This is a genomic window from Amylibacter sp. SFDW26 (assembly GCF_009184395.1).
Classification (GTDB): domain Bacteria; phylum Pseudomonadota; class Alphaproteobacteria; order Rhodobacterales; family Rhodobacteraceae; genus Amylibacter.
This window is the reverse complement of record NZ_WEIC01000002.1, coordinates 1-25,381: the sequence shown is the minus strand read 5'-3', so window position 1 is coordinate 25,381 and position 25,381 is coordinate 1. Positions and strand designations below refer to the sequence as shown.

The 25,381-nt window shown below is 46.6% G+C and carries 23 protein-coding genes; 15 read left to right on the top strand and 8 right to left on the bottom strand.

Features of this window, described 5'->3' with window-relative positions:
• Positions 1–118 precede the first annotated feature (118 nt).
• Entirely contained in the window at positions 119–1,015 is an 897-nt protein-coding gene (locus F9L33_RS06390; protein ID WP_152141941.1) for a hydrogen peroxide-inducible genes activator, read from the top strand.
• On the opposite strand, the gene F9L33_RS06385 is transcribed toward F9L33_RS06390, so the two are convergent.
• The 6 genes from F9L33_RS06385 to F9L33_RS06360 form a co-directional block, all read right to left on the bottom strand.
• On the bottom strand, positions 1,012–1,794 hold the full coding sequence (locus F9L33_RS06385) for a dimethylarginine dimethylaminohydrolase family protein (protein WP_152141940.1): 783 nt from the start codon (positions 1,792–1,794) through the stop codon (positions 1,012–1,014). The genes F9L33_RS06390 and F9L33_RS06385 overlap by 4 nt on opposite strands.
• 23 nt (positions 1,795–1,817) lie before the next feature.
• Entirely contained in the window at positions 1,818–3,395 is a 1,578-nt protein-coding gene (locus tag F9L33_RS06380; protein ID WP_152141939.1) for a 5-guanidino-2-oxopentanoate decarboxylase, read from the bottom strand.
• Positions 3,392–4,585, bottom strand: a complete 1,194-nt coding sequence (locus tag F9L33_RS06375) for a pyridoxal phosphate-dependent aminotransferase (protein ID WP_152141938.1) — start codon at positions 4,583–4,585, stop codon at positions 3,392–3,394. Before F9L33_RS06375 ends, F9L33_RS06380 begins: the two co-directional genes overlap by 4 nt.
• Before the next feature lie 2 nt (positions 4,586–4,587).
• Positions 4,588–5,229, bottom strand: a complete 642-nt coding sequence (locus tag F9L33_RS06370) for a TetR/AcrR family transcriptional regulator (RefSeq protein ID WP_152141937.1) — start codon at positions 5,227–5,229, stop codon at positions 4,588–4,590.
• Positions 5,230–5,375: 146 nt separating this feature from the next.
• Positions 5,376–6,146: a hypothetical protein gene (locus F9L33_RS06365; RefSeq protein ID WP_152141936.1), complete on the bottom strand. Its 771-nt coding sequence runs from the start codon at positions 6,144–6,146 to the stop codon at positions 5,376–5,378.
• Entirely contained in the window at positions 6,136–6,675 is a 540-nt protein-coding gene (locus F9L33_RS06360) for an RNA polymerase sigma factor (RefSeq protein ID WP_152141935.1), read from the bottom strand. Before F9L33_RS06360 ends, F9L33_RS06365 begins: the two co-directional genes overlap by 11 nt.
• Before the next feature lie 81 nt (positions 6,676–6,756).
• On the opposite strand from F9L33_RS06360, the gene F9L33_RS06355 reads away from it, so the two are divergent.
• The 10 genes from F9L33_RS06355 (at position 6,757) to rpoC (ending at position 20,041) form a co-directional block, all read left to right on the top strand.
• Positions 6,757–7,353 carry a YceI family protein gene (locus tag F9L33_RS06355; protein WP_152141934.1) on the top strand — a complete coding sequence of 199 codons (597 nt, stop codon included), beginning with the start codon at positions 6,757–6,759 and terminating at the stop codon, positions 7,351–7,353.
• A gap of 52 nt (positions 7,354–7,405) precedes the next feature.
• Complete coding sequence (locus F9L33_RS06350) at positions 7,406–7,867, top strand: cytochrome c family protein (RefSeq protein WP_152141933.1); 462 nt, start codon at positions 7,406–7,408, stop codon at positions 7,865–7,867.
• 106 nt (positions 7,868–7,973) lie between these two features.
• On the top strand, positions 7,974–8,171 hold the full coding sequence (gene secE, locus F9L33_RS06345) for a preprotein translocase subunit SecE (RefSeq protein WP_152142500.1): 198 nt from the start codon (positions 7,974–7,976) through the stop codon (positions 8,169–8,171).
• 160 nt (positions 8,172–8,331) lie between these two features.
• The gene (gene nusG / locus F9L33_RS06340) at positions 8,332–8,865 is read left to right on the top strand and encodes a transcription termination/antitermination protein NusG (RefSeq protein ID WP_152141932.1); all 534 of its coding nucleotides are present in this window, start codon (positions 8,332–8,334) and stop codon (positions 8,863–8,865) included.
• Between the two features lie 106 nt (positions 8,866–8,971).
• Positions 8,972–9,397, top strand: coding sequence for a 50S ribosomal protein L11 (gene rplK / locus F9L33_RS06335; protein ID WP_152141931.1), 426 nt, complete (start codon positions 8,972–8,974; stop codon positions 9,395–9,397).
• Positions 9,397–10,095 carry a 50S ribosomal protein L1 gene (gene rplA, locus F9L33_RS06330; protein ID WP_152141930.1) on the top strand — a complete coding sequence of 233 codons (699 nt, stop codon included), beginning with the start codon at positions 9,397–9,399 and terminating at the stop codon, positions 10,093–10,095. The genes rplK and rplA overlap by 1 nt, the downstream gene beginning before the upstream one ends.
• Positions 10,096–10,358: 263 nt before the next feature.
• Complete coding sequence (rplJ, locus tag F9L33_RS06325) at positions 10,359–10,871, top strand: 50S ribosomal protein L10 (protein ID WP_152141929.1); 513 nt, start codon at positions 10,359–10,361, stop codon at positions 10,869–10,871.
• A 78-nt stretch (positions 10,872–10,949) separates the two neighbouring features.
• Entirely contained in the window at positions 10,950–11,330 is a 381-nt protein-coding gene (gene rplL, locus F9L33_RS06320) for a 50S ribosomal protein L7/L12 (protein ID WP_152141928.1), read from the top strand.
• Between the two features lie 235 nt (positions 11,331–11,565).
• Positions 11,566–15,702: a DNA-directed RNA polymerase subunit beta gene (rpoB, locus tag F9L33_RS06315; protein WP_152141927.1), complete on the top strand. Its 4,137-nt coding sequence runs from the start codon at positions 11,566–11,568 to the stop codon at positions 15,700–15,702.
• Positions 15,703–15,748: 46 nt separating this feature from the next.
• Positions 15,749–20,041 carry a DNA-directed RNA polymerase subunit beta' gene (gene rpoC / locus F9L33_RS06310; RefSeq protein WP_152141926.1) on the top strand — a complete coding sequence of 1,431 codons (4,293 nt, stop codon included), beginning with the start codon at positions 15,749–15,751 and terminating at the stop codon, positions 20,039–20,041.
• A 68-nt stretch (positions 20,042–20,109) separates the two neighbouring features.
• On the opposite strand, the gene F9L33_RS06305 is transcribed toward rpoC, so the two are convergent.
• Both F9L33_RS06305 and F9L33_RS06300 read right to left on the bottom strand, forming a co-directional pair.
• Positions 20,110–20,778, bottom strand: coding sequence for an aspartate/glutamate racemase family protein (locus F9L33_RS06305; RefSeq protein WP_152141925.1), 669 nt, complete (start codon positions 20,776–20,778; stop codon positions 20,110–20,112).
• 12 nt (positions 20,779–20,790) lie between these two features.
• Entirely contained in the window at positions 20,791–21,603 is an 813-nt protein-coding gene (locus F9L33_RS06300) for a glycosyltransferase (RefSeq protein WP_152141924.1), read from the bottom strand.
• A gap of 370 nt (positions 21,604–21,973) precedes the next feature.
• On the opposite strand from F9L33_RS06300, the gene rpsL reads away from it, so the two are divergent.
• The 4 genes from rpsL to F9L33_RS06280 form a co-directional block, all read left to right on the top strand.
• Positions 21,974–22,345: a 30S ribosomal protein S12 gene (gene rpsL / locus F9L33_RS06295; RefSeq protein ID WP_152141923.1), complete on the top strand. Its 372-nt coding sequence runs from the start codon at positions 21,974–21,976 to the stop codon at positions 22,343–22,345.
• Between the two features lie 12 nt (positions 22,346–22,357).
• Positions 22,358–22,828, top strand: a complete 471-nt coding sequence (gene rpsG, locus F9L33_RS06290; protein WP_152141922.1) for a 30S ribosomal protein S7 — start codon at positions 22,358–22,360, stop codon at positions 22,826–22,828.
• A 21-nt stretch (positions 22,829–22,849) separates the two neighbouring features.
• Complete coding sequence (gene fusA / locus F9L33_RS06285; protein WP_152141921.1) at positions 22,850–24,967, top strand: elongation factor G; 2,118 nt, start codon at positions 22,850–22,852, stop codon at positions 24,965–24,967.
• 57 nt (positions 24,968–25,024) lie between these two features.
• A partial coding sequence (locus tag F9L33_RS06280) for a GTP-binding protein (protein WP_152141920.1) occupies positions 25,025–25,381 on the top strand: 357 nt, incomplete at its 3' end.

The window sequence follows — 25,381 nt, the reverse complement described above, 5'->3', positions numbered from 1 at the left end:
TTTTAGCTGTTTAGAAGAGTAATCATTTATTGAGAATCTTTAATCGTCCCGCATATCATTACCGAAAAAGTAGATAGGTTGAAGTTGTATTTTCTGATGATTTTGATAAGGAATACTTATGAAAAACTTAACGCTCAAACACTTTCGATATTTTGAAGCTTTGGCACGACATGGGCATTTTGGGCATGCCGCTGATGCCTGCGCTATTTCGCAACCAGCTTTGTCTATGCAGATTAAAGAACTGGAAGAAACATTGGGAACGGATCTATTTGAACGTGCCCCTCGAAAAATTAGATTAACAAATTTCGGTGAACAGTTCGCCGTTCGTGTTCGCGATATTCTGCAATCTGTTGACGAGCTGGGTGATCTGGCCAGAGCTTCAACAGATGGCATGATGCGGCAGCTGCGTATTGGTGTAATCCCCACAATTGCGCCTTATCTATTACCAGCAATTATTGGAAATCTGACGCAGACTTACCCAACCCTAGAAATACAAGTGCGAGAAACTCTAACAGAAAAACTTATCCAAGAGTTGGAAGATGGTAAGCTGGATGCAGCAATCGTAGCTCTACCTATATCTGAGCCAGTTTTAACTGAAGTTGAACTATTTAAGGAAGACTTCGTTCTCGTGCGCAGTAATGCAGATGCCGAAAAACCAGTCCCTGACAGCGCATCTTTGCGTGAAATGCGATTGCTGCTTTTAGAAGAGGGGCATTGCTTTAGAGACCAAGCATTGTCATTTTGCAATATTCGCTCTGGATTGCCACGGGAGGGTCTTGATGGAAGCTCTTTATCAACACTTGTTCAAATGGTCGGAACAGGTATTGGTGTTACACTTATACCCGAAATGGCCGTTGCCGTTGAAACACGCTCTGCGCCAGTTTCTGCGGCACGATTTAAGGGAAAACAACCTTCTCGTACAATCGGTATGATCTGGCGCAAAGCGAGTCCATTGACAGAACAGTTTCTACTAATTTCTGAACTTGTAAAGAAATCGGCTGAGGGCTTGCATTAGAACCTAAGCGACAGGCAGGACATGCCACCATCCAACTTGGCGCATTCTGTATTGCCGATTTCGCGGACTTGGTATCCGTTTTCCTGCAACATATCGCGTGTATTTGGAAAGCCTGCTGGCATCAGGACGAATTGATTGAAACGAATTGCATTGGCGCAAGCTTCTTCGCCGTCAGCTGTATGCAAAACACGGTAATCTTTAAAGCACCCAGAAACGGCAAGGCGTTTGGTGGATAGAATTGTATCTGCATCCAACAGTGAGCAATCTGTTTTGAAATGTAACACGCCTTCGGGTGTGTGAACGACACGCACTGTGTGTCCCCAATCTTTCACAAGCGCGCGTAATTCCTCGACGCCTTCCATATCTGTGCGTTCTGATAATCCCACTAAGATTTCTCTTGATGTGGTTAAGATGTCTCCGCCTTCGATATGACCTGGGCCTTTGATTTCACGAACATCGTCATAAAGTTCGCGCAAATGCGGTGCCATATGAGCGACCTCTCCCATACGCGATGGGGCGCCGGGGCGCATTAAAACGGCACCTTGGGGTAGGCATAATGCGGTGTCTTCTACGAAAACGGAATCTGGAAAATCATCAACCGCAGGCAATTCAAGAACAGTTGCGCCTGTTTCTTTTAACGTCGCCACATATAATTCATGATCTGCACGCATTTGATCCAAATCAGGCGTACCGATATCAACAGCGCGCAAGCCATCAATGATACTTTTACAAGGCGCGCGTGTGATTGCGCGTGTGAATTCATATGATGTTTCTGCCATTGTCATATCTCCATGGTGTCCGCCTAGGCGATTTTAATTTCAATCATGGCAGGGCCATTTGTCATATCTGCTGATTTTAATGTGGTTTCCAAAGTGCCATCGTCCAAGGTGCAGGATTGATACGATATCCCGCAAGAGGCCGCGACGTGTTTGAAATCGGGTGCGTTTGGATCGCAGCCAACAACATCTACACCAGCATCAATCATAGATGTTTCTATTTCGCGGTAGCCGTTGTTGTTCCAAACGATAAAGAGGATTGGCAGCTTTTCATCTTTGGCAGTCATCAACTCTGGTAATGTAAACTGAGCGCCGCCATCACCCGTAAGACATATGACCTGCGTTTTTGGATCAGCGATTGCGGCACCGATTGCAGCAGGAATACCGTATCCAAGCGCACCAAAGCCTGTTGCCGCATTAAACCATCCACCTGCACGGTCGTGATCATAGTATAGATTGCCTGCATAGATGGGTTGTGTGGAATCCCCCACAACAATTGCATTTGGATAGGCGTCACGTATGGTTTCAAGACAACCTATTTGTTCACGCATATCACCTGTAAGCTCTGCATAGGCTGCATCCCTAGTCGTTGATGCGCGGTTTAAGCCATCAGATTTAAGTTCTGATGGAAGCATAGAAAGCAACTCTGGCAATATATCCTCTACGCGTCCACAAATTCCAATCGTGGTATCATGGCGCGCTAATTGTTCAGAACTGATATCGATACGGATAAAACGGGATAGCTTAGGGAATTCCCCGTTCTGATACATATCAAAATCTGTTGGCCCAACTTCTGTTCCAATGCCCAACACAACATCGGCCTGTTTTAGTAATGAACGTACTGCAGCAAGACTTGGACTGGCAGGAATACCCAAAGGATGTTTATGCATGATGCCACGTGCATTTGTGGTCTGCACGACAGGGGCGTCCAGACTGTCTGCAAGCTGTGTAATTAAATCGCCTGAGTGCTTTGCCCCGCCACCAGCAATAATAACGGGTGATTTGGCTGTTTCTAACAGATCAACAGCGGCTTTTATTTGATCAATGGGTGTGTACGGCTTTGATGATGCCGTGTGTTCTTTGGGATTATGATCGAATGGATGTGCCATCACATCTAGCGGGATTTCAATATGAACAGGGCCGCCGCGTTCTGTATTTAAGATGCGATAAGCGTTGTCCACAGCGGGCACTAATTCAGCGGCCTTGGTGACTTGTTCAGAGGATAGCGCAACTGTTTGCGCCATTTTCAACTGATCGGGCAGCTCATGTAGATGCCCCAAGCCGAGACCCAAATTATAGGTGGCATTCACACTGGATACGACAAGCATAGGCACACTATCTGCACGTGCTTGCCCCATAGGTGTCAGGATGTTTGTCAGGCCGGGACCAGTGATGACAAAAGCGATGCCCGTTTTTCCCGAAACACGGGCATAGCCATCTGCCATAAAGCCTGCACCTTGTTCATGGCGTGGGGTGATGTGGCGAATGTTTGAAGAAGATAGGCCGCGGTACAGTTCGACCGTATGAACCCCCGGAATGCCAAATACAACCTCTGCATCATGTTCCTGAAGCTGATCAATCAGTGTTTCACCGATGCTTTTCATGCAGCACCTTTGTTGGTATTGCGATTGGAAACGTAATCCACGATGCGCTGGCATGCTTTCATAAGGCTTTCATCATCAGTGGTTAACCCAAGTCGCACCCAATCGGTTAAAGCAGTGCCAAATGAATCGCCAGGCATGACAGCGACCCCCCCATTTTCCAACAGATCCAAAGCAAATTCTTTGCCTGTCAGACCAGTAGAAGCAACATTCAGCAGCATAAACATCCCAGCTTGCGGGCGATGCGCCTGCAAACCTGAAACGTTGTTTAAGGCGTCAAACACCATATCTGCACGTCGTGAAAAGCGTGCAGTCATATCTATGGCGGCTGCGGATGGCTTTGATACGGCTTCTGCCGTCATATCCGCAATGAATGGTTGATTGCCAAACAACATGGTTTCAGCAAGCGGTAATAACCGTGCTTTGAATTCAGCTGATCCCACACACCAACCGCTGCGAAATCCAGGGGCTGCGTGTGATTTTGAAATCGAAGAGACTGCAACAACACGATCAGAGAACTCTGGGAAGGATAGAGGGGATGTGAAAACTTCCCCATCATAAACCATCTCTTCATAGACCTCATCCGATACGATCCAAAGGTCATGTTTTTGGGCAAGCAGGCAGATATCCAAGATATCCTGTTTCGATAAGATAGCCCCCGTCGGGTTGTGCGGTGTGTTTAGCAATATCGCACGGCTTTTGGATGTGATCCGTTTTTCAATATCTGCGGCGGTAATGCGAAAGCCATTTTCTGGTTTTAAAGGAACAGGTACAACAGTGGCTCCGCCTGCAGCAATGACGCCCTCGTATGTTGCATACATAGGGTCGCCAACCAACACTTCATCACCTGTTTCGGTTAAACCCATAAGTACAGTGTAAAGTGATGTTTGCGTGCCTGGTAAACATAAGAATTGATCCGTATTTATTTTACGACCAAGGCGCGTGGAATATCGTTCTGAAAGTGCTGCAAGTAATGATGCTTCGCCGCTGCCGTTGGAATAGCCAGTGCGCCCATTGATCATAGCATTTGATGCGATCTGAATTAACTCTGATGGTGTTGACACATCTGGTTCGCCAATCGTCAGCTCAACAATATCGTGACCTTCGCTTACAAGTTTGCGGGCAAGGGCGTGTATTTCCCATTTTTGCCCGCCCAAATCTGCCAAACGGTCTGTAACGGATGCATATTTCATGATCACTGCCCCACGTTAGAAAAATTAACATTTAGGATGGCACCCAAAGAGGACAAGCCAACATTAGCCAATTCACCTGTTTCAAAAGAGTCAGGCAATGCGCCACCTTCTAGCCAAAGACCATCCAGCAAAGCATTGCAGGCAATCGCGGCTGCGCGGTGTTCTGTCTGTGATTTTTCGATCCCAACCTCTGTCCATGCTGAAGCGACCAAGACCTGTAGTTCATCCCGGAAATGGTAATAGGTTTTTTCGTGTATCGCGCGCATCGCAGGGTCACGTTGTACCATGTGAATGAAGCCCGCCCATATTGAGACGGCTTGGGCATCAACAACAGGGGGGGTTAGTGCGGCAACGATGAACGCTTTTAGGTGTTCGACTGCGCTGGGATGATCCGCTGCTAATACGCCGCTGGTCGTATTTGTCATTTCGGTCATATGGTGTTCATATGCAGCCAGAAACAGCTCCTCTTTTGATGAAAAGTAGTGACGGATTAAGCCCTGGGTCACGCCCGCATCTTCGGAGATTGTACGTACTGTTGCTGCCTCTGGACCGCCAGAGGCAATTAAGCGTAGGGTGGACTGGATCAATGCCTTTTGGCGTTGGTCTGCGGTTTCCCTTTTAAAGCTGCGTCTTTCGGGTGCCATTGATTTCCTGTGAACATACATTATTATACGTTCGTATAATTTCAAAAAAGAAATGAAATTACAATCAAAATCTTTCTAAAACGAAAAAGGTTTGTGATCCGCCATGGGACACAAACCTTAAACAATTTATATAAGTGAGTGTGCTTTTAAACCTCTGTGAAAGCTTTTTGCATAACATCAGACCAATTCTTAATGTTTTCTTGCTCGGAGTTACCAATCAACAAGAATTGGTGTGTAGCCGTTTCCCAAGTTGCACTTGCCATCCCTTGAAGCACTTCAAACTTTGTGCTGTCTTTTGGCGCAACATTTGGTTTTGCAATGATACAAAGTGCAATTGGCATTCCTTTTGCGTCTTTATATGCGATCTGGATCAGAGGTTTGCCCGAAAACCCTAAAACCTGAGCGCGTGCTAATGTTAAATCTGCCACATTATCCAATGCATCTTGTGGCAAATCCAAATTAACAGCGCTTGATGCCCGTTCGAATTGGTTCTTCAGCGCATCAGGATCGATTTGCAGATGTGCGACTGTTTCTGGCACATATAATGCTTGGTAATTCGCAACTTCCATACGCCAGCTTGGTTTTGTTGGTTCTGGAGTTGTCAGATATGCGTTTGCAGACCAGCCAGCAATCAAACCAAGCGCAATGCTTGCAGCCATTTTTTGAAAGCCCCAACTGGATTTGGGGGCTGCAGCAGGTGCCGCTATTGCTTCAAGTTCTGCTTGTAAACGTTCAATGCGCTCTTGGCTTGGAATTGTTTCCATAACTTCGCGTACAGGCGTTGCAAATGTATCAAGAGCCATCATGCGCTCGCCCAATTCAACATCGGTTTCCAATGCTGTTTCAATAGCGCGTGCATCATCCTCGGCCAAAGTGCCGTTTAGGAATTCTATCAATGTATCGTCACTATATCTCATTTTTAACGACCTTCGAAGATATGAACTCTTCGTTGTTTAAATCAGCCAAAGCTTTGCGCGCTGTTGCAAGGCGGCTCATGATCGTACCAATTGGCACCTGCAGGGTTTCCGCGGCTTCTTTATAGCTGAATCCCTGAACATAGACCATTTCCACTGTGCTTCGTTGCGCTTCTGGCAGTTCCATTATCCTTGTAAACACCTCAGACGCGAAAATATTCGTTTCTACAGACGGAGATAAATCAGCAAGGTCTTTTGCTTCGATACTTTCCAGGCCGCCGGCATTACGAACGGCTTTGGATCGCAGTTCATTCAGCCAAATTGACCGACAGATGGTTAAACACCAGCCAATTAAGGCACCACCCTCTTGAAATTGATGGGATTTTTCGATGGCGCGCAGACATGTGGCTTGGGCCAAATCATCCGCAACATCGGGTGTTCCCGCCAAAGAAAAAGCGAAACGCCAAATTGCTGGCATATGCTCTTGCAGGGCCGTTCCCATATTTTGTTGATATGTTTTTTCGCGTTTCATTGAATAATTTCTAACCTTTAGGTGTCTACGAGTACAAGCATTAGTTTTAACAGCTAAAGTAAATGTTATAGGGAGGGCAAAATGCTCAAGACAATTATCAAAGGCGCAACGATCGCTGCTATCGTATCAATGGGTTCAACTGCATATGCTGGTGGTCATGCAAAAGCGTGGACTTTGGATAGCGAAAATTCGAAAGTTGCGTTTGGTTCGATCAAGAAAGAAAAAGTTGGCGAAATACACAGCTTTGAAACAATCAGCGGCACAGTGTCTGCAAAAGGTGAAGTTTCAATCGACATCGATCTAGCCTCTGTTCAAACAAACATCGACATTCGTAACGAACGTATGATCGAGCACGTGTTCAAAGGTGCAGCAACTGCAAATCTTTCAGCAACAGTAGATATGGAAGAAATTGCCCACATGGAAGCTGGCGCTATGTCTATTGTTGATGTCGAAGGCGTTCTTTCATTCTTGGGTCAAAGCATCGAAGTTGAAACAGAAATGTTTGTGGCACGTATTGCTGACGACAAAGCTGTGGTCACAACGAATGATATGATTTTCATCGGTTCAGAAGATGTTGGTATTAATGATGGTGTGACTAAGTTGATGGAACTGGCAAAACTGCCGGGTATCACACGCACATCGCCTGTGACATTGCGGCTTGTTTTCAACACGAAATAAAAGCCACAAATACTGTGGTGTGATTTACACTTATATACCTAAGGAAAGCAAAATGCCAAAAACACTTAATATGTTAGTAGTTATAACTGCGATGTCATCAACCAGCTTCGCAGCCATTGCGCAAGATACAGCAACAACAGAAGAGGCACCAGCAGTTACGGAAGAAGCTGCAACAGAGGAAGCCACTTTAGAAGCAGTTGTTTTTGCGGGTGATATTAAGAAAGGCAAAAAAGTTTTCAAAAAGTGTAAAGCATGCCACAGCGTTAAAGCTGGTAAAAATGGTGCAGGCCCATCATTGCATGGCATCATAGGCGCGCAAGCAGCGGCTGTTGAGGGCTTTAAGTTCTCTAAGGCGATGAAAGAGTCTGGTATAACTTGGGACGCTGAAAATTTAACAGCATTTCTGACCAAGCCCAAAGCATTTGTTAAGGGCACAAATATGTCTTTTGGCGGTCTGAAAAAAGAAGCTGATGTTGAGAACTTGTTGGCGTATTTAGCTGATGCTACGCAGTAATTTGGTGAAATTGGGGGCTGCGAAGCCTCTAACATCACTTCTGGTGCCAGAGCTCTTGAATTCCCCACCAATCCTGCGTATCAGATTATTTGATTCATAAAGGATGATAGCAATGGCTAACCCAATGCAATTCGTACAGCAAGTTCGCGCAGAAGTGGCTAAGGTCGTGTGGCCTTCTCGTCGCGAGACAGGCATCACAACTGTCATGGTATTTATCATGGCAACTATTTTTGCGATTTTCTTTTCAATCGTGGACATCACAGCACGTTCTGGTTTGGATGCAATTGTGAACTTAGCCTCTTGAAATTAAAGGGTTAGGGCGGTATCAGCCCAGTACTCAACAGATCTTAGCGCGCAACGATTCGGTATGCGCGCTATTTTGTTGCAGTGTTTGGATACGTTAAGTATTTGAAATAAATGGAATTTTTGGCAGGAAGCTGCCAGTGCACAAGGTGTCGGACTAAATGGCTAAACGTTGGTATTCAGTAAGTGTTCTCTCGAATTACGAGAAAAAAGTTGCTGAACAGATCAAAGAACTTGTTGAACAAGAAGGCCTAGAGGACCAAATCGAGGAAGCTTTGGTTCCGACCGAGGAGGTAATTGAGGTTCGCAAAGGCAAAAAAGTGACAGCAGAACGTCGCTTTATGCCAGGCTATATCTTGATCCGCATGGACATGACTGAGCGCGGATATCACCTGATCTCTAATGTGAACCGTGTGACAGGTTTCTTGGGTCAACCAGGTAAGCCAATCCCAATGCGCGATCGCGAGGTTGCAGCGATCTTGAACCAAGTTGAAGAGGGCGCAGATAGCCCGCGTTCAACAATCGTGTTCGACATCGGCGAGCAAGTGAATGTAACAGATGGACCATTCGAAGGGTTTTCTGGAATGGTCGAAGAGGTGGACGAAGAGAATTCACGTCTCAAAGTGACCGTATCGATCTTCGGGCGTGAGACGCCTGTAGAACTGGAATACATGCAGGTGAGTAAGATCACTTAGTATGGTGTTTGTGGGAGGCTAAGGTCACGCGTGATCTGAAACCGCACCACACCAAATTGGTCTAAAGGGACGCGCCCTGAGGATCGGAGCAAAGTAGGAGGCCATTATGGCTAAAAAAGTAGCTGGCACAATGAAACTGCAGGTCCCTGCAGGTCAAGCCAACCCATCACCACCCGTAGGCCCAGCATTGGGTCAACGCGGTATCAACATCATGGAATTCTGTAAGGCGTTTAACGCGAAAACACAGGAGTTGGAGCCAGGTGCGCCTTGTCCAACAATTATCACATACTATGTTGATAAATCATTTACTATGGATGTTAAAACACCACCAGCATCATACATGCTGAAAAAAGCTGCAAAGCTTAAGTCTGGTGCAAACCTTCCAGGTCGCGAAGTTGTCGGTTCTGTAACTGCGAAGCAAGTTAAAGAAATCGCTGAAGCGAAAATGAAAGACCTAAACGCAAATGACATCGATGCAGCTATGCTGATCATCATGGGTTCTGCGCGTTCTATGGGCATCGAGGTGAAGTAATGGCTAAACTAGGTAAAAGAACAACGGCTGCTAAAGCTGCATTCGCTGGCAAAGCAGACGTTACAATCGAAGAAGCAGTAGCTTTGATTAAATCAAACGCAAATGCTAAATTCGATGAAACCGTAGATATCGCTGTGAACTTGGGTGTTGACCCACGTCACGCTGACCAAATGGTTCGTGGTGTTGTTGCTTTGCCAAACGGCACAGGTAAAACAATGCGCGTAGCTGTATTTGCACGTGATGCAAAAGCTGAAGAAGCTAAAGCAGCTGGTGCTGACATCGTTGGTGCAGAGGACCTTATGGAAATCGTACAAGGCGGCACAATCGAATTCGATCGTTGTATTGCTACGCCAGACATGATGGCTGTTGTTGGTCGCTTGGGTAAAGTACTTGGCCCACGTAACCTTATGCCAAACCCACGTGTGGGTACTGTGACTATGGACGTTAAAGCAGCTGTTGAAGCAGCTAAAGGCGGCGAAGTGCAGTTCAAAGTTGAAAAAGCGGGTGTTGTGCACGCAGGTGTTGGTAAAGCATCTTTCGACGAAGCAAAATTGGCCGAGAACATCAAAGCATTCGTTGCAGCTGTTCAAAAAGCTAAACCAGAAGGTGCAAAAGGCACATACATGAAAAAGATCGCTGTAAGCTCAACAATGGGCCCAGGTGTGACTTTGAATGTTGATGCAGCGATTGCTGGGTAAAAGAATTTGATCGCGTCCTTTGGGGTGCGGTTGATACGAAGAGTGGTTCGCCACTCTTCATACTGTCCGAGACGGTGGGTGTCGCTACAAACGACTTAATCTCCTGCCTGAGATGGGGAACGAACAATTAGCCCGATGCATATGCCTCGAGCGACTTTGGGAGGGACCCGTAATATAGGACCCTAAGATGCTAGGTTGGTTTAGGCCGATCTGGTGAAAACTGAGCCGGAGGGCGTAAGCCTTCTATAATTTGGAGAAAAACTGTGGATAGAGCCCAAAAAGAAGCCCTGGTCGATGAACTTGGCCAAATCTTCACGGACTCTGGTGTTGTTGTAGTATCTCACTACGCCGGCATTACAGTTGCAGAAATGCAGGACTTCCGCGCGCGCATGCGTGAGGCGGGTGGTTCTGTACGTGTAGCCAAAAACAAGCTCGCCAAAATCGCTCTTGATGGCAAACCATGCGAAAGCATTTCAGGTATGCTGACAGGAATGACTGTAATGTCTTATTCAGAAGACCCTGTTGCTGCCGCTAAGGTTACCAACGATTACGCTAAAGAGAATGACAAGCTTGTTATTCTTGGCGGTGCTATGGGTGAGACAGCACTTGATCTAGCTGGTGTTAAAGCCGTTGCTGCTATGCCGTCACGTGAGGAGCTTATTGCTTCTATCGTTGGCTGTATCGGAGCACCTGCAAGCAACATCGCTGGTGCAATTGGCGCGCCTGCTTCGAATATCGCTTCCATCTTGGAAACGGTTGAAGAGAAAGCTGCATAAGAACGCAAATGTAATATCGGTGTCGCGGATAGTGACATCACTGGAAACAGAACTTAAAAACTGAACTGGATATATCAAATGGCTGATATTAAAAAACTTGCAGAAGAAATCGTTGGTCTAACGCTTTTGGAAGCTCAAGAACTAAAAACAATTCTTAAAGACGAGTACGGCATCGAGCCTGCTGCTGGTGGCGCTGTAATGGTTGCTGGCGCAGCTGGTGGTGACGCTGGTGGTGCTGCAGAAGAAAAAGATGAATTCGATGTTATCTTGAAATCTGCTGGCGACAAGAAAATCAATGTGATCAAAGAAGTACGTTCGATCACTGGTCTTGGTCTGAAAGAAGCAAAAGATCTAGTGGAAGCTGGTGGCAAAGCGGTTAAAGAAGGCGCGCCAAAAGCAGAAGCTGAAGAGATCAAGAAGAAACTTGAAGAAGCAGGCGCTGAAGTCGAGCTTAAGTAATCTTCGGGGTTTAACCCCAACAAAAATTTGGCTGGGTCTGCAAATTGTGGGCCCAGCCGAACCTGTCTTTCCAAGGGCCTTTTATCAGACCCTTTGAAAGACACGGTTCAAGTTCGGGAGCCAGAGCACTAGGGATCTTTGGCAAGAATAGGACTGAAGCGTGTTTCGTTGGCTTTGGACGTCGGTACCCGACGATGGTTCAGGGTGAACAATTTAGAAGAAGGTGAAGACGAGCATGGCTCAGACGCATTCCGGTACAAAACGTATTCGTAAATATTATGGCAAAATCCGCGAAGTTTTGGATATGCCTAACCTTATCGAAGTTCAAAAAAGCTCTTACGATCTTTTCTTGCGCTCCGGTGATCAAGACACACATATGGACGGCGAAGGCATCAATGGTGTTTTCCAATCTGTATTCCCAATCAAGGACTTCAATGAAACTGCGGTTCTTGAGTACGTAAAATACGAACTTGAAAAACCAAAGTACGATGTTGAAGAATGTCAGCAACGCGACATGACATACAGCGCTCCACTGAAGGTGACGTTGCGCTTGATCGTGTTTGATGTGGACGAAGATACAGGCGCACGTTCTGTTAAAGACATCAAAGAACAAGACGTATTCATGGGCGATATGCCTTTGATGACACAAAATGGTACATTCGTTGTGAACGGTACTGAGCGTGTTATCGTATCTCAAATGCACCGTTCACCTGGCGTGTTCTTTGACCATGACCGTGGTAAAACACACTCATCAGGTAAACTATTGTTCGCCAGCCGCATTATCCCTTACCGCGGTTCTTGGTTGGACTTTGAATTTGATGCGAAAGACATCGTATACGCACGTATCGACCGTCGTCGTAAATTGCCTGTAACAACGCTTCTTTATGCGCTTGGCCTAGACCAAGAAGGCATTTGTGACGCGTATTACGACACAGTGAACTACAAGTTCAACAAGAAGAAAAAGTCATGGGTGACTAAATTCTTCCCTGGTCGTGTTCGTGGTACAAAACCAGTTTTGGATATCATCGACGCTAAAACAGGCGACGTGATTGCAGAAGCAGGCAAAAAAGTAACTCCGCGCGCAGTTAAGAAACTGATCGAAGAAGGCAAAGTAACAGACGTTCTTGTGCCATTCGAAGGCTTGGTTGGTCGTTTTTCTGCAAAAGATATCATCAACGAAGAAACTGGTGAGATCTGGGTAGAAGCGGGTGACGAACTAACACTTGAGTTCGACAAAGAAGAAAACATCGTTGGTGGTACAATTCACACATTGTTGGAAAATGGCGTAACAGACATCCCAACATTGGACATCGATAACGTAAATGTTGGTCCATACATCCGCAACACATTAGCTGCGGACAAAAACTTGGGTCGTGACACAGCATTGATGGACATCTACCGCGTTATGCGCCCAGGTGAGCCACCAACCGTTGATGCTGCATCAGCATTGTTTGACACATTGTTCTTCGATTCTGAGCGTTATGACTTGTCAGCTGTGGGTCGTGTGAAAATGAACATGCGTCTTGAACTAGATGCAGAAGACACACAACGCACATTGCGCAAAGAAGACATCCTAGCTGTTGTAAAAGCTTTGGTTGAATTGCGTGATGGCAAAGGCGACGTGGATGATATCGACCACTTGGGCAACCGCCGTGTTCGTTCTGTTGGCGAATTGATGGAAAATCAATACCGTGTTGGCCTTCTACGTATGGACCGCGCAATCAAAGAGCGTATGTCATCTGTAGAAATCGATGCGATCATGCCGCAAGATTTGATCAATGCGAAACCAGCTGCGGCTGCGGTGCGTGAATTCTTTGGCTCATCACAGCTGTCACAGTTTATGGACCAAACGAACCCATTGTCCGAAGTTACTCACAAGCGCCGCTTGTCAGCGCTTGGGCCAGGTGGTTTGACACGTGAACGTGCAGGCTTTGAAGTCCGCGACGTTCACCCAACACACTATGGTCGTATGTGTCCGATTGAAACTCCAGAGGGTCCAAACATTGGTTTGATCAACTCATTGGCGTCATTCGCACGTGTGAACAAATATGGTTTCATTGAAACACCATACCGCAAAGTGATCGAAGGTCAGGTAACAGACGAAGTTAACTACATGTCTGCAACCGAAGAAATGCGCCACACAGTAGCGCAGGCCAACGCAACACTTGATGAAAATGGTAAGTTCGTAAATGAATTGGCATCTACCCGTAAGGGCGGTGACTTCATGTTGAACCCACCAGAAAACATCGACTATATCGACGTTAGCCCGAAACAGCTTGTGTCTGTTGCGGCATCGCTGATCCCATTCCTAGAAAACGATGACGCCAACCGCGCATTGATGGGTTCAAACATGCAACGTCAGGCTGTTCCACTGTTGAAAGCGGAAGCACCATATGTTGGTACTGGTATCGAAAGCGTTGTTGCGCGCGATTCAGGTGCTGCAATTGCTGCACGCCGTGGTGGTATCATCGACCAAGTGGACGCGATGCGTATCGTTGTACGTGTTACGGATGCTATGGAAGCTGGTGACCCTGGTGTGGACATCTACCGTTTGCGTAAATTCCAACGGTCTAACCAAAACACATGTATCAACCAACGCCCGTTGGTGAAAGTTGGTGACCGTGTTGCAGCTGGTGAAGTTGTAGCAGATGGCCCATCAACAGATATCGGTGAATTGGCTTTGGGTAAAAACATCCTCGTCGCATTTATGCCGTGGAATGGTTACAACTACGAAGACTCAATCTTGATCTCTGAGCGTATTGTTAAAGACGACGTCTTTACATCTGTTCACATCGAAGAGTTCGAAGTAGCTGCCCGCGATACGAAACTAGGTCCAGAGGAAATCACACGTGATATTCCAAACGTAGGCGAAGAAGCTCTGCGTAACTTGGACGAAGCTGGTATCGTTTACATTGGTGCAGAAGTTGGCCCATCTGACATTCTTGTTGGTAAGATCACGCCAAAAGGCGAAAGCCCAATGACTCCTGAAGAGAAGTTGTTGCGTGCGATCTTTGGTGAGAAAGCTTCTGATGTACGTGATACATCATTGCGTCTACCACCGGGTGATTATGGTACAGTTGTTGAGGTTCGTGTTTTCAATCGCCATGGTATTGAAAAAGACGAACGTGCCTTGCAAATCGAACGTGAAGAAGTTGAACGTCTAGCACGTGACCGTGATGACGAAATCGCCATCTTGGATCGCAACATCTATGCACGTTTGAAATCTATGATCATCGGCAAGACGGCTGTGAAAGGCCCGAAAGGTGTGAAATCAGGTTCAACAATCACTGACGAGTTGCTGGATACTCTAAGCAACGGTCAATGGTGGCAGCTTGCACTGAGCGACGACAAAGAAGCAGCGGAAGTTGAAGCTTTGAACGCGCAATACGAAGTGCAAAAGAAAACACTAGAAGCGCGCTTTGAAGACAAAGTTGAAAAAGTACGCCGTGGTGATGACTTGCCTCCAGGTGTGATGAAAATGGTTAAAGTCTTCATCGCGGTGAAGCGTAAGCTTCAACCGGGTGATAAGATGGCTGGCCGTCACGGCAACAAAGGTGTGATTTCACGCGTTGTGCCAGAAGAAGACATGCCATTCTTGGCTGACGGTACTCCAGTAGACTTCTGTTTGAACCCGCTGGGCGTTCCATCACGTATGAACGTAGGGCAAATTCTTGAAACTCACATGGGTTGGGCCGCACGCGGCTTGGGCATCTCGGTAGACGAGGCGTTACAGGAATACCGCCGTTCTGGTGATATGACACCTGTTCAAGAAGCCATGCGCACAGCTTATGGTGACGAAGTTTACGACGCTGCAATCAAACCAATGGACGAAGATCAGTTCCTTGAAGCAGCGGGTAACGTCACACGCGGTGTGCCAATTGCAACGCCAGTATTTGACGGTGCGAAAGAGGCTGATGTGAACGATGCACTTATGCGTGCAGGGTTTGAAACATCAGGTCAGTCTATCGTATTCGACGGCCGTACAGGTGAGCAGTTTGCACGTCCTGTAACGGTTGGTGTGAAATACTTGTTGAAACTTCACCACTTGGTGGACGACAAAATTCACGCGCGTTCAACTGGCCCATACAGCTTGGTCACACAGCAACCATTGGGCGGTAAAGCTCAGTTCGGTGGTCAGCGCTTTGGTGAGATGGAAGTTTGGGCATTGGAAGCATATGGCGCAGCTTACACGTTGCAAGAGATGCTAACAGTGAAGTCTGATGACGTTGCAGGTCGTACGAAAGTGTACGAAAGCATTGTTAAAGGCGACGACAACTTCGAAGCTGGTATCCCAGAATCGTTCAACGTACTTGTCAAAGAAATCCGCTCTCTCGGCTTAAACGTCGAATTGCTGGACGCGGAGACTGAGTAGGCGCTCGCGCCTGCTCCCTTAGGAAATCGAGATTAGGATCTAAAACATGAACCAAGAAATCACGAACAACCCGTTTAACCCGGTCCAGCCACCGAAGTCTTTTGACGAGATTAAAATCTCTTTGGCATCGCCAGAGCGTATTTTATCTTGGTCTTTTGGTGAGATTAAGAAACCGGAAACTATCAACTATCGTACGTTCAAGCCAGAACGCGACGGTCTATTCTGTGCCCGTATCTTTGGCCCAGTAAAAGACTACGAATGCTTGTGCGGAAAATATAAGCGCATGAAGTACCGCGGCGTTGTCTGCGAGAAATGTGGTGTTGAAGTTACGCTTCAAAAAGTACGTCGCGAACGTATGGGCCACATTGATCTGGCAGCACCATGTGCGCACATCTGGTTTTTGAAGTCATTGCCATCTCGCATCGGTTTGATGCTGGACATGACTTTGCGTGAACTAGAGCGTATTTTGTACTTTGAACAATACGTTGTGATCGAGCCAGGTTTGACTGACCTTAACTACGGTCAAATGATGAACGAAGAAGAGTACATGGACGCACAAGACGTCTATGGCGAAGACGCGTTCAACGCTGGCATCGGTGCGGAAGCCATCCGTGAGATGTTGTCAAACATCGATCTGGAAGCAGAAGCCGAACAACTGCGCGAAGAGTTGGCAGAAGCTACTGGCGAATTGAAGCCAAAGAAAATCATCAAACGTTTGAAAGTTGTTGAAGCGTTTATCGATTCAGGCAACCGTCCTGAATGGATGGTTATGACTGTTCTTCCAGTGATCCCGCCAGAGTTGCGCCCATTGGTGCCACTAGATGGTGGTCGTTTTGCAACGTCTGATTTGAACGACCTTTACCGTCGTGTGATCAACCGTAACAACCGTTTGAAGCGTTTGATCGAATTGCGCGCACCTGACATCATCGTACGTAACGAAAAACGTATGTTGCAAGAGTCAGTTGACGCATTGTTCGACAACGGCCGTCGTGGTCGTGTGATTACAGGTGCGAACAAGCGTGCGCTGAAATCATTGTCAGACATGCTTAAAGGTAAACAAGGCCGTTTCCGTCAAAACCTTTTGGGTAAACGCGTAGACTTCTCGGGTCGTTCTGTAATTGTGACTGGCCCTGAGTTGAAACTGCATCAATGTGGTTTGCCGAAAAAGATGGCGTTGGAGCTGTTCAAACCATTTATCTATTCACGTCTAGAAGCCAAAGGTATGTCTTCGACTGTGAAACAAGCGAAGAAGATCGTTGAAAAAGAGCGCCCAGAAGTGTGGGACATCTTGGACGAAGTGATCCGCGAACACCCAGTGATGCTGAACCGTGCGCCTACATTGCACCGTTTGGGCATCCAAGCGTTCGAACCGACGCTGATCGAAGGTAAAGCAATCCAATTGCACCCGCTTGTATGTTCTGCGTTTAACGCTGACTTCGACGGTGATCAAATGGCTGTTCACGTACCACTAAGCCTAGAAGCTCAGTTGGAAGCACGTGTATTGATGATGTCTACAAACAACGTTCTATCCCCTGCGAATGGTAAGCCAATTATCGTTCCATCACAGGATATGATCTTGGGTCTGTACTACATCACAATGGAACGCGAAGGTCTAAAAGGCCAAGGCATGACTTTTGCGAACCCGCAAGAGGTTGAGCATGCTTTGGACAATGGTCTTGTGCACCTACACTCTAAAATCATCTGCCGTGTAGAGCAGGTTGACGAAGAGGGTAACATTGTATGGCAGCGTTTCGAGACAACACCTGGTCGTGTGCGTCTTGGTTCAATGTTGCCACTGAATGTAAAAGCACCGTTTGATTTGACAAACCGTTTGTTGCGTAAGTCTGAAGTTGCTGAAGTGATTGACACTGTTTACCGCTATTGTGGTCAAAAAGAGTCTGTTATCTTCTGTGACCAGATCATGACACTTGGTTTCCGTGAAGCTTTCAAAGCTGGTATTTCGTTTGGTAAAGACGACATGATCATCCCAGAAAGCAAATGGACAATTGTGAATGACACACGTGATCAGGTTAAAGAGTTCGAACAACAGTATCTAGATGGTTTGATCACACAGGGCGAGAAGTACAACAAAGTTGTTGATACTTGGTCTAAGTGTTCTGACTCAGTTGCGGATGCGATGATGGGTGAAATGTCATCTGTTAAAGTATCTGATGCTGGTGCAGAAGAAGAACCAAACAGTGTTTACATGATGGCTCATTCTGGTGCGCGTGGTTCCCCTGCGCAGATGAAACAACTTGGTGGTATGCGCGGTTTGATGGCGAAACCTTCTGGTGAGATCATTGAAACGCCAATTATCTCAAACTTTAAAGAAGGTTTGACAGTGCTTGAGTACTTTAACTCAACTCACGGGGCTCGTAAGGGTCTTGCTGATACGGCGCTTAAAACGGCTAACTCTGGTTACCTTACACGTCGTTTGGTTGACGTTGCTCAAGACTGTATCGTTCGTCAGAACGATTGTGGCACAGAGCGTTCAATCACTGCACAAGCAGCGATTAATGACGGTGAAGTTGTTTCTTCATTGTCAGAGCGCCTATTGGGTCGTGTAACAGCAGAAGATGTGATCAACCCAGCAACTGACGAACTTGTTTGTCGTTCAGGTGAGTTGGTTGACGAACGTATGGCTGACATGATCGAAGCCGCTGGTGTTGTGACTGTTCAAATCCGTTCACCACTGACATGTGATGCAGAAGACGGCATTTGTGCAATGTGTTATGGTCGTGACCTAGCGCGTGGTACAATGGTTAACCCTGGCGAAGCTGTTGGTATTATCGCAGCACAGTCCATTGGTGAGCCTGGTACACAGCTTACAATGCGTACTTTCCACATTGGTGGTATTGCGCAAGGTGGTCAGCAGTCATTCCAAGACACAAACACAGATGGTGTTGTTGAAATCCGCAATCCAGCAATTTTGACGAACCGTGATAAAGAGCAAATCATCATGGGTCGTTCGACTGAATTGGCTGTTATGGATGAAAACGGTGTTGAACGTGCGAAATTCAAACTAATGTACGGTACGAAACTACTCGTCAAAGATGGCGCTAAAGTTTCACGCGGTGACAAACTGTTTGAATGGGACCCGTACACATTGCCGATCTTGGCTGAAAAAGCTGGTGTTGCGAAGTTCGTAGACTTGACGTCTGGTATCTCGGTTCGTGATGTAACGGATGATGCAACTGGTATCTCTCAGAAAATCGTTATCGACTGGCGTTCAGCCACTAAAGGTAGCGATCTTAAGCCTGAGATTATCGTTATGGATCCAAAAACTGGTGAACCTGTTCGTTTGGACAACGGCAATCCAGAAACACATGGCATGTCTGTGGACGCTATTTTGTCTGTTGAAGATGGACAAGAAGTTGAAGCGGGTGACGTTCTGGCACGTATCCCACGCGAAGGCGCGAAAACAAAAGACATTACAGGTGGTCTACCACGTGTTGCTGAATTGTTTGAAGCTCGTCGTCCAAAAGATCACGCGATCATTGCTGAAATCGATGGTTATGTGCGCTTTGGTAAAGACTACAAGAACAAGCGTCGTATTGCGATCGAGTCTGTAGATGATGCAGAAGTGAAAGTTGAATACATGGTGCCTAAGGGTAAGCACATTCCTGTTCAGGAAGGTGACTTTGTCCAAAAGGGTGAATACATCATGGACGGCAACCCAGCTCCGCATGACATCTTGAACATCATGGGTGTTGAAGCTTTGGCTGACTACATGATTGACGAAGTTCAAGACGTTTACCGTCTGCAAGGTGTGAAGATCAACGATAAGCACATCGAAGTTATTGTGCGCCAAATGCTTCAGAAATGGGAAATTTCTGAAAGTGGTGGCACAACGCTTCTTAAAGGTGAGCAAGTCGATAAGATCGAGTTCGACGAGGCAAACGAAAAAGCAATGGCAGCTGGTCGTGAGCCAGCAAAAGGTGGCCCAATCCTATTGGGTATCACGAAAGCGTCGTTGCAAACTCGTTCATTCATCTCTGCGGCTTCATTCCAAGAAACAACACGTGTTCTGACAGATGCAGCCACACGCGGTAAGCGTGATAAGCTGATCGGTCTGAAAGAAAACGTAATTGTTGGCCGTTTGATCCCAGCTGGTACGGGTGGTGCGACGCATCAAATCAAGAAAATTGCGGCCGATCGTGACGCAGTGGTTCTGGAAGATAAGCGTCAAGCAGCTGAACAAGCAGCAGCACTTGCAGCGCCTACATCTGACGATGCCGTTGATCCAAACTCTGTGTTTGATGATACAAGCGACGTTATGGGTGATGACTTGGTTGTCGAATTGGGTACTGGCGGCGACGGTACTGAGCAACCTAGCTAAATCCAAATATACTAAATTAAAAAAGCCCCTCCATTTGGTTGGGGCTTTTTTTGTGGATCTTATCTGAGTTAACCAGAGGCAAGCTTTGCCAACCCCGCAACATGTATTTCCAACGCATCAATAACTTTGTAATCTAAACTCTGCCCATTAAAAGCAAGACCAAGATCGGTACCCGCTAAAAGTACGGCTTCTGCATTTTGATCTTGAATCATAGAATATCCAACCGTGATGAATTTCTGACGGTTAGCCTCAGAGCATATGCCAGACATCGCTACATCCATATATGTTTTGCCTAAGTCATCTAAACCATCGAGGGGAACGACAGTATTTGGTGTTTTTAATAATCCAAATAGTTTTGTCATAAGAACAGGTGGACTGCCCAAAAGCCCAAGTGTCTGAATTTTACTATTGAGGCAGAATTCATCTATCAATGTGATTGCGTTTACCAAAGGGAGTTCCGACAATTGTTCTGTTTCTTCAAAACAGAAATGGCCAGTCAGTGCGGTAATTGTTGCGATATCACAACCAGCGCCCTTCAGCTGTTGAATATGGCGTGCAAAAACTTGGGCCTGTTCGTGGCGTCGGTCACTTCCTGAGTTCTGAGTTAATGTTGAAATATTAGCGTGTACTATGGTCACTTCTAGGGGAATATTCTCATTTTTGAACACCTCAATCAGCCGAGTATAATAGGCAACAGTCGCAGCAGGGCCAATCCCACCAATCAATCCGATGTGCATGATCTCTCCTATCTATTCTTGGATTATTTTCAAAATATCTGGAATTGAAATCTTAAACCGCTTTTTCAGCGTTGCGATATCCTTTTTCAATATACGTTTGTCTGGCACTGTACGTCCTCGCGACCAAGGTGAGTCGTTAAAGGTGTTAAACGACCGTACAAACATATCGGGTGTTACATCTGTGACCACTGGCATATGTTCATGAAGACGGTGGTGCGGATAATTCATAATGGTTTGCGGTTCTGATTGTGGAATATATGCGACTAAACCAGCAGTTGCGGTTCTCATTTCCATCTTTTGGGCAGTGCAACGCCCATCTCCAATCATCAATTCATAACCTTGATTGAAGTCCAATGCACATCTGCCGTGGGTTTCATATGCAACCTGACATTTTTCAAAGCCTGCTTTTGTACGTTCGATAAAATCAATCGCGATAGCATCGTCATCATCCAAACGGAAATGCGCGATTACATCTGCATCTTCATCTTTATAGGGGCGGGCAACACGGCGCATTGCCATACGGTGTTTGAGTGGCCCTTTTAAAACAACAGCGATTTGGGGAATGCCATCCACCAAGCTAAGCAATCGCTCCAGATAAACCTCAGGAATGGCCTGACTAGTGACAATCACTAGCGTAAAGTTTGGGTCAGTCTGGGCTTTGATTGCGGGTAAAGTCACGTGTTCAAACAACATAAAGCGTTCTTCGATGCGGACAGGGGCGAATAAATACTCTAATCGCTCCTCAACAGAGTCATGATTTACCTGAAACCCGCCTTTTGCAGCATAAGAAAACCGCAATATGCCTAATGCTTGAATGTTTTTCATATGGCTAGATATATAGGCTTTTCTAAATGTGCCAAACAATTTAGACGATAGTCAGATTAATATGTGTTTATTTGAGGTTAAGAGCCTGATATCGAAGATATTCACATAGACACAGTTTCCCTCTTTGAGTGTGGCAACTGTTGACACCTACCCCGACTCGATCTATACGCGCGCTACCTGAGGGGAAAAGTCCGCTTTTTTTCTCATACAAGCCACAATCTGGCGGTCATGATCCAGACTTTGCGTCTCGATCCTCTGGTTTTTACCGCGGTAGTCCATCCACAACACGTGCGGGCTGCCGTGTCGCGGTGTTTGATCGACAGATCAGGCGCCTATTCGAGTTTGAAACAAGGTCATACGGGAGTTCCGAATGCCAACAATACAACAGCTGATCCGCAAACCGCGCCAGCCGAAAGTAAAACGTCAAAAGTCTATGCACCTGCAGGCATGTCCTCAGAAGCGTGGCGTATGTACACGTGTATATACAACGACACCTAAGAAACCTAACTCTGCGATGCGTAAAGTTGCAAAAGTTCGTCTAACGAACGGTTTCGAGGTTATCTCATATATTCCAGGTGAAAGTCACAACCTTCAAGAGCACTCAGTTGTTCTGATCCGTGGTGGTCGTGTAAAAGACCTTCCTGGTGTTCGCTATCACATCTTGCGCGGTGTACTTGATACACAAGGCGTAAAAGACCGTAAACAACGTCGTTCGAAATACGGCGCGAAGAAACCGAAATAAGGGTTACACGATATGTCTAGACGCCACCGCGCTGAAAAACGTGAGATTTTGCCTGATGCCAAATTTGGTGACAAGGTATTGTCTAAATTTATGAACAACTTGATGCTGGACGGTAAAAAATCCGTTGCAGAACGCATTGTATACGGCGCGCTTGATCGCGTTGAAGACAAAACAAAGCGTGCGCCAGTAGAAGTATTCCACGAAGCTCTTGAAAACATCAAACCATCTGTCGAGGTTCGTTCTCGTCGTGTTGGTGGTGCTACTTACCAGGTTCCGGTTGAGGTGCGTACAGAGCGTCGTGAAGCTTTGGCTATTCGTTGGTTGATCGGTGCTTCTCGTAAGCGCAACGAAAACACAATGGAAGAGCGTCTTGCGGGCGAGTTGATGGATGCCATCAACAGCCGCGGCACAGCCGTTAAGAAACGCGAAGACACGCACAAAATGGCCGATGCTAACAAAGCATTCAGCCACTACCGCTGGTAATTTAGGAAAAGGCTCAGTCAGATGGCACGCGAATATCCTCTCGAACTATACCGTAACTTCGGCATCATGGCTCACATCGATGCTGGTAAGACTACTTGTTCCGAACGTATCCTGTACTACACAGGTAAATCTCACAACATTGGCGAGGTGCATGATGGCGCCGCGACTATGGACTGGATGGAGCAAGAGCAAGAGCGTGGTATTACTATTACGTCTGCTGCGACAACTACATTCTGGGAACGCACAGAAGACGGCACAAAAGCCGACACTCCTAAGCACCGTTTGAACATCATCGATACACCAGGGCACGTTGACTTCACTATTGAGGTTGAGCGTTCATTGGCTGTTTTGGATGGTGCTGTTTGTGTGCTGGATGCGAACGCAGGTGTTGAGCCTCAAACTGAAACAGTTTGGCGTCAAGCTGACCGTTACAAAGTGCCTCGTATGGTCTTTGTTAACAAAATGGACAAAATCGGCGCAGACTTCTTTAACTGTGTAAACATGATTGAAGAGCGTACAGGTGCAACTGCTGTTCCTGTTGCTTTCCCAATCGGTGCGGAAACAGAGCTTGAAGGTCTTGTTGATCTTGTAACTATGGAAGAATGGTTGTGGCAGGGCGAAGACCTTGGTGCATCTTGGGTGAAAGCTCCGATCCGTGAAAGCTTGCAAGCGACTGCTGATGAGTGGCGCAACAAATTGGTTGAGAACGCTGTTGAAATGGACGACGACGCAATGGAAGCTTACCTAGAAGGTAATGAGCCAGACGTTGCAACTTTGCGTACATTGGTTCGTAAAGGCTGTTTGTCTATGTCTTTCGTTCCTGTATTGGGCGGTTCTGCGTTCAAAAACAAAGGTGTTCAACCACTTCTAAACGCTGTGATCGACTATCTTCCGTCTCCATTGGACGTTGTTGACTACATGGGCTTTAAGCCAGGCGACGAAACAGAGACACGTGACATTGCACGTCGTGCAGACGACACAATGGGTTTCTCTGGTCTTGCGTTTAAAATCATGAACGACCCATTTGTTGGTTCTTTGACTTTCACACGTATCTACTCAGGTGTTTTGAACAAGGGCGACACTCTATTGAACTCTACTAAGGGTAAAAAAGAGCGTGTTGGCCGTATGATGATGATGCACTCAATCGAGCGTGAAGAAATCACAGAAGCATTTGCGGGTGACATTATCGCGTTGGCCGGTCTGAAAGACACAACAACAGGTGATACACTTTGTGCTGTGAACGAACCAGTTGTTCTAGAAACAATGACTTTCCCAGATCCTGTGATCGAGATTGCTGTTGAGCCTAAAACAAAAGCTGACCAAGAGAAAATGTCTCAAGGTCTTGGTCGTTTGGCTGCAGAAGATCCATCATTCCGCGTTGAAACAGACCTAGAGTCTGGTCAAACAATCATGAAGGGTATGGGCGAACTTCACCTAGATATCCTTGTGGACCGTTTGAAGCGTGAATTTAAAGTTGAAGCGAACATCGGTGCACCTCAAGTTGCTTACCGTGAAACGATTTCTCACGAAGCTGAGATTTCTTACACGCACAAAAAGCAATCTGGTGGTTCTGGTCAGTACGCTGAAGTTAAGATGAACATCATCCCAACTGAGCCGGGTGAAGGTTACTCTTTCGAATCTAAGATCGTTGGTGGTGCTATTCCAAAAGAATACATCCCTGGTGTTGAAAAAGGTATCGAATCTGTAATGGACAGCGGCCCATTAGCTGGTTTCCCAGTGATCGACTTTAAAGTAGAGTTGATCGACGGTAAATTCCACGACGTTGACTCAAGTGTTATGGCGTTTGAAATCGCTGGTCGTATGGGTATGCGCGAAGGTATGCGCAAAGCTGGTGCGAAAATGCTAGAGCCAATCATGAAAGTGGAAGTTGTGACACCTGACGAATACACAGGTGGTATCATCGGTGACCTGACATCACGCCGCGGCATGGTTCAAGGTCAAGACACTCGCGGTAACGCGATTGCAATCGACGCACGTGTGCCTTTGGCAAACATGTTCGGTTACATCAACACATTGCGCTCTATGTCTTCAGGTCGTGCGAACTTTACTATGCAGTTCTCACACTACGAAGCAGTACCGAGCAATATCTCTGAAGAAATCCAGGCAAAATTCGCCTGATCTGAAACCAACAGGTCAGGCACTGCCGACCGAATACAAACCTAGGAGGCCCTAGTTATGGCAAAAGAAAAGTTTGAACGTAATAAGCCGCACGTTAACATTGGCACAATTGGCCACGTTGACCACGGTAAGACAACATTGACAGCTGCGATTACGAAGCAGTTCTCAGACAGCTTCAAAGCGTACGACGAGATTGACGGCGCGCCAGAAGAAAAAGCACGTGGTATCACGATTTCTACTGCTCACGTTGAGTATGAGACAGAAGGTCGTCACTACGCACACGTTGATTGTCCAGGTCACGCTGACTATGTGAAAAACATGATCACTGGTGCGGCTCAAATGGACGGCGCTATTTTGGTTGTGAACGCAGCTGATGGTCCTATGCCACAAACACGTGAGCACATTTTGTTGGGT

Coding starts and splice junctions, on each gene's coding strand:
- rpsL (WP_152141923.1), top strand. CDS start 21,974: ATGCCAACAATACAACAGCTGATCCGCAAACCGCGCCAGCCGAAAGTA.
- rplA (WP_152141930.1), top strand. CDS start 9,397: ATGGCTAAACTAGGTAAAAGAACAACGGCTGCTAAAGCTGCATTCGCT.
- F9L33_RS06350 (WP_152141933.1), top strand. CDS start 7,406: ATGCCAAAAACACTTAATATGTTAGTAGTTATAACTGCGATGTCATCA.
- F9L33_RS06375 (WP_152141938.1), bottom strand. CDS start 4,585: ATGAAATATGCATCCGTTACAGACCGTTTGGCAGATTTGGGCGGGCAA.
- F9L33_RS06390 (WP_152141941.1), top strand. CDS start 119: ATGAAAAACTTAACGCTCAAACACTTTCGATATTTTGAAGCTTTGGCA.
- F9L33_RS06300 (WP_152141924.1), bottom strand. CDS start 21,603: ATGAAAAACATTCAAGCATTAGGCATATTGCGGTTTTCTTATGCTGCA.
- rpsG (WP_152141922.1), top strand. CDS start 22,358: ATGTCTAGACGCCACCGCGCTGAAAAACGTGAGATTTTGCCTGATGCC.
- nusG (WP_152141932.1), top strand. CDS start 8,332: ATGGCTAAACGTTGGTATTCAGTAAGTGTTCTCTCGAATTACGAGAAA.
- F9L33_RS06380 (WP_152141939.1), bottom strand. CDS start 3,395: ATGAAAAGCATCGGTGAAACACTGATTGATCAGCTTCAGGAACATGAT.
- F9L33_RS06360 (WP_152141935.1), bottom strand. CDS start 6,675: ATGAAACGCGAAAAAACATATCAACAAAATATGGGAACGGCCCTGCAA.
- fusA (WP_152141921.1), top strand. CDS start 22,850: ATGGCACGCGAATATCCTCTCGAACTATACCGTAACTTCGGCATCATG.
- rpoB (WP_152141927.1), top strand. CDS start 11,566: ATGGCTCAGACGCATTCCGGTACAAAACGTATTCGTAAATATTATGGC.
- F9L33_RS06370 (WP_152141937.1), bottom strand. CDS start 5,229: ATGGCACCCGAAAGACGCAGCTTTAAAAGGGAAACCGCAGACCAACGC.
- rpoC (WP_152141926.1), top strand. CDS start 15,749: ATGAACCAAGAAATCACGAACAACCCGTTTAACCCGGTCCAGCCACCG.
- rplL (WP_152141928.1), top strand. CDS start 10,950: ATGGCTGATATTAAAAAACTTGCAGAAGAAATCGTTGGTCTAACGCTT.
- F9L33_RS06365 (WP_152141936.1), bottom strand. CDS start 6,146: ATGAGATATAGTGACGATACATTGATAGAATTCCTAAACGGCACTTTG.
- F9L33_RS06355 (WP_152141934.1), top strand. CDS start 6,757: ATGCTCAAGACAATTATCAAAGGCGCAACGATCGCTGCTATCGTATCA.
- rplK (WP_152141931.1), top strand. CDS start 8,972: ATGGCTAAAAAAGTAGCTGGCACAATGAAACTGCAGGTCCCTGCAGGT.
- F9L33_RS06305 (WP_152141925.1), bottom strand. CDS start 20,778: ATGCACATCGGATTGATTGGTGGGATTGGCCCTGCTGCGACTGTTGCC.
- F9L33_RS06385 (WP_152141940.1), bottom strand. CDS start 1,794: ATGGCAGAAACATCATATGAATTCACACGCGCAATCACACGCGCGCCT.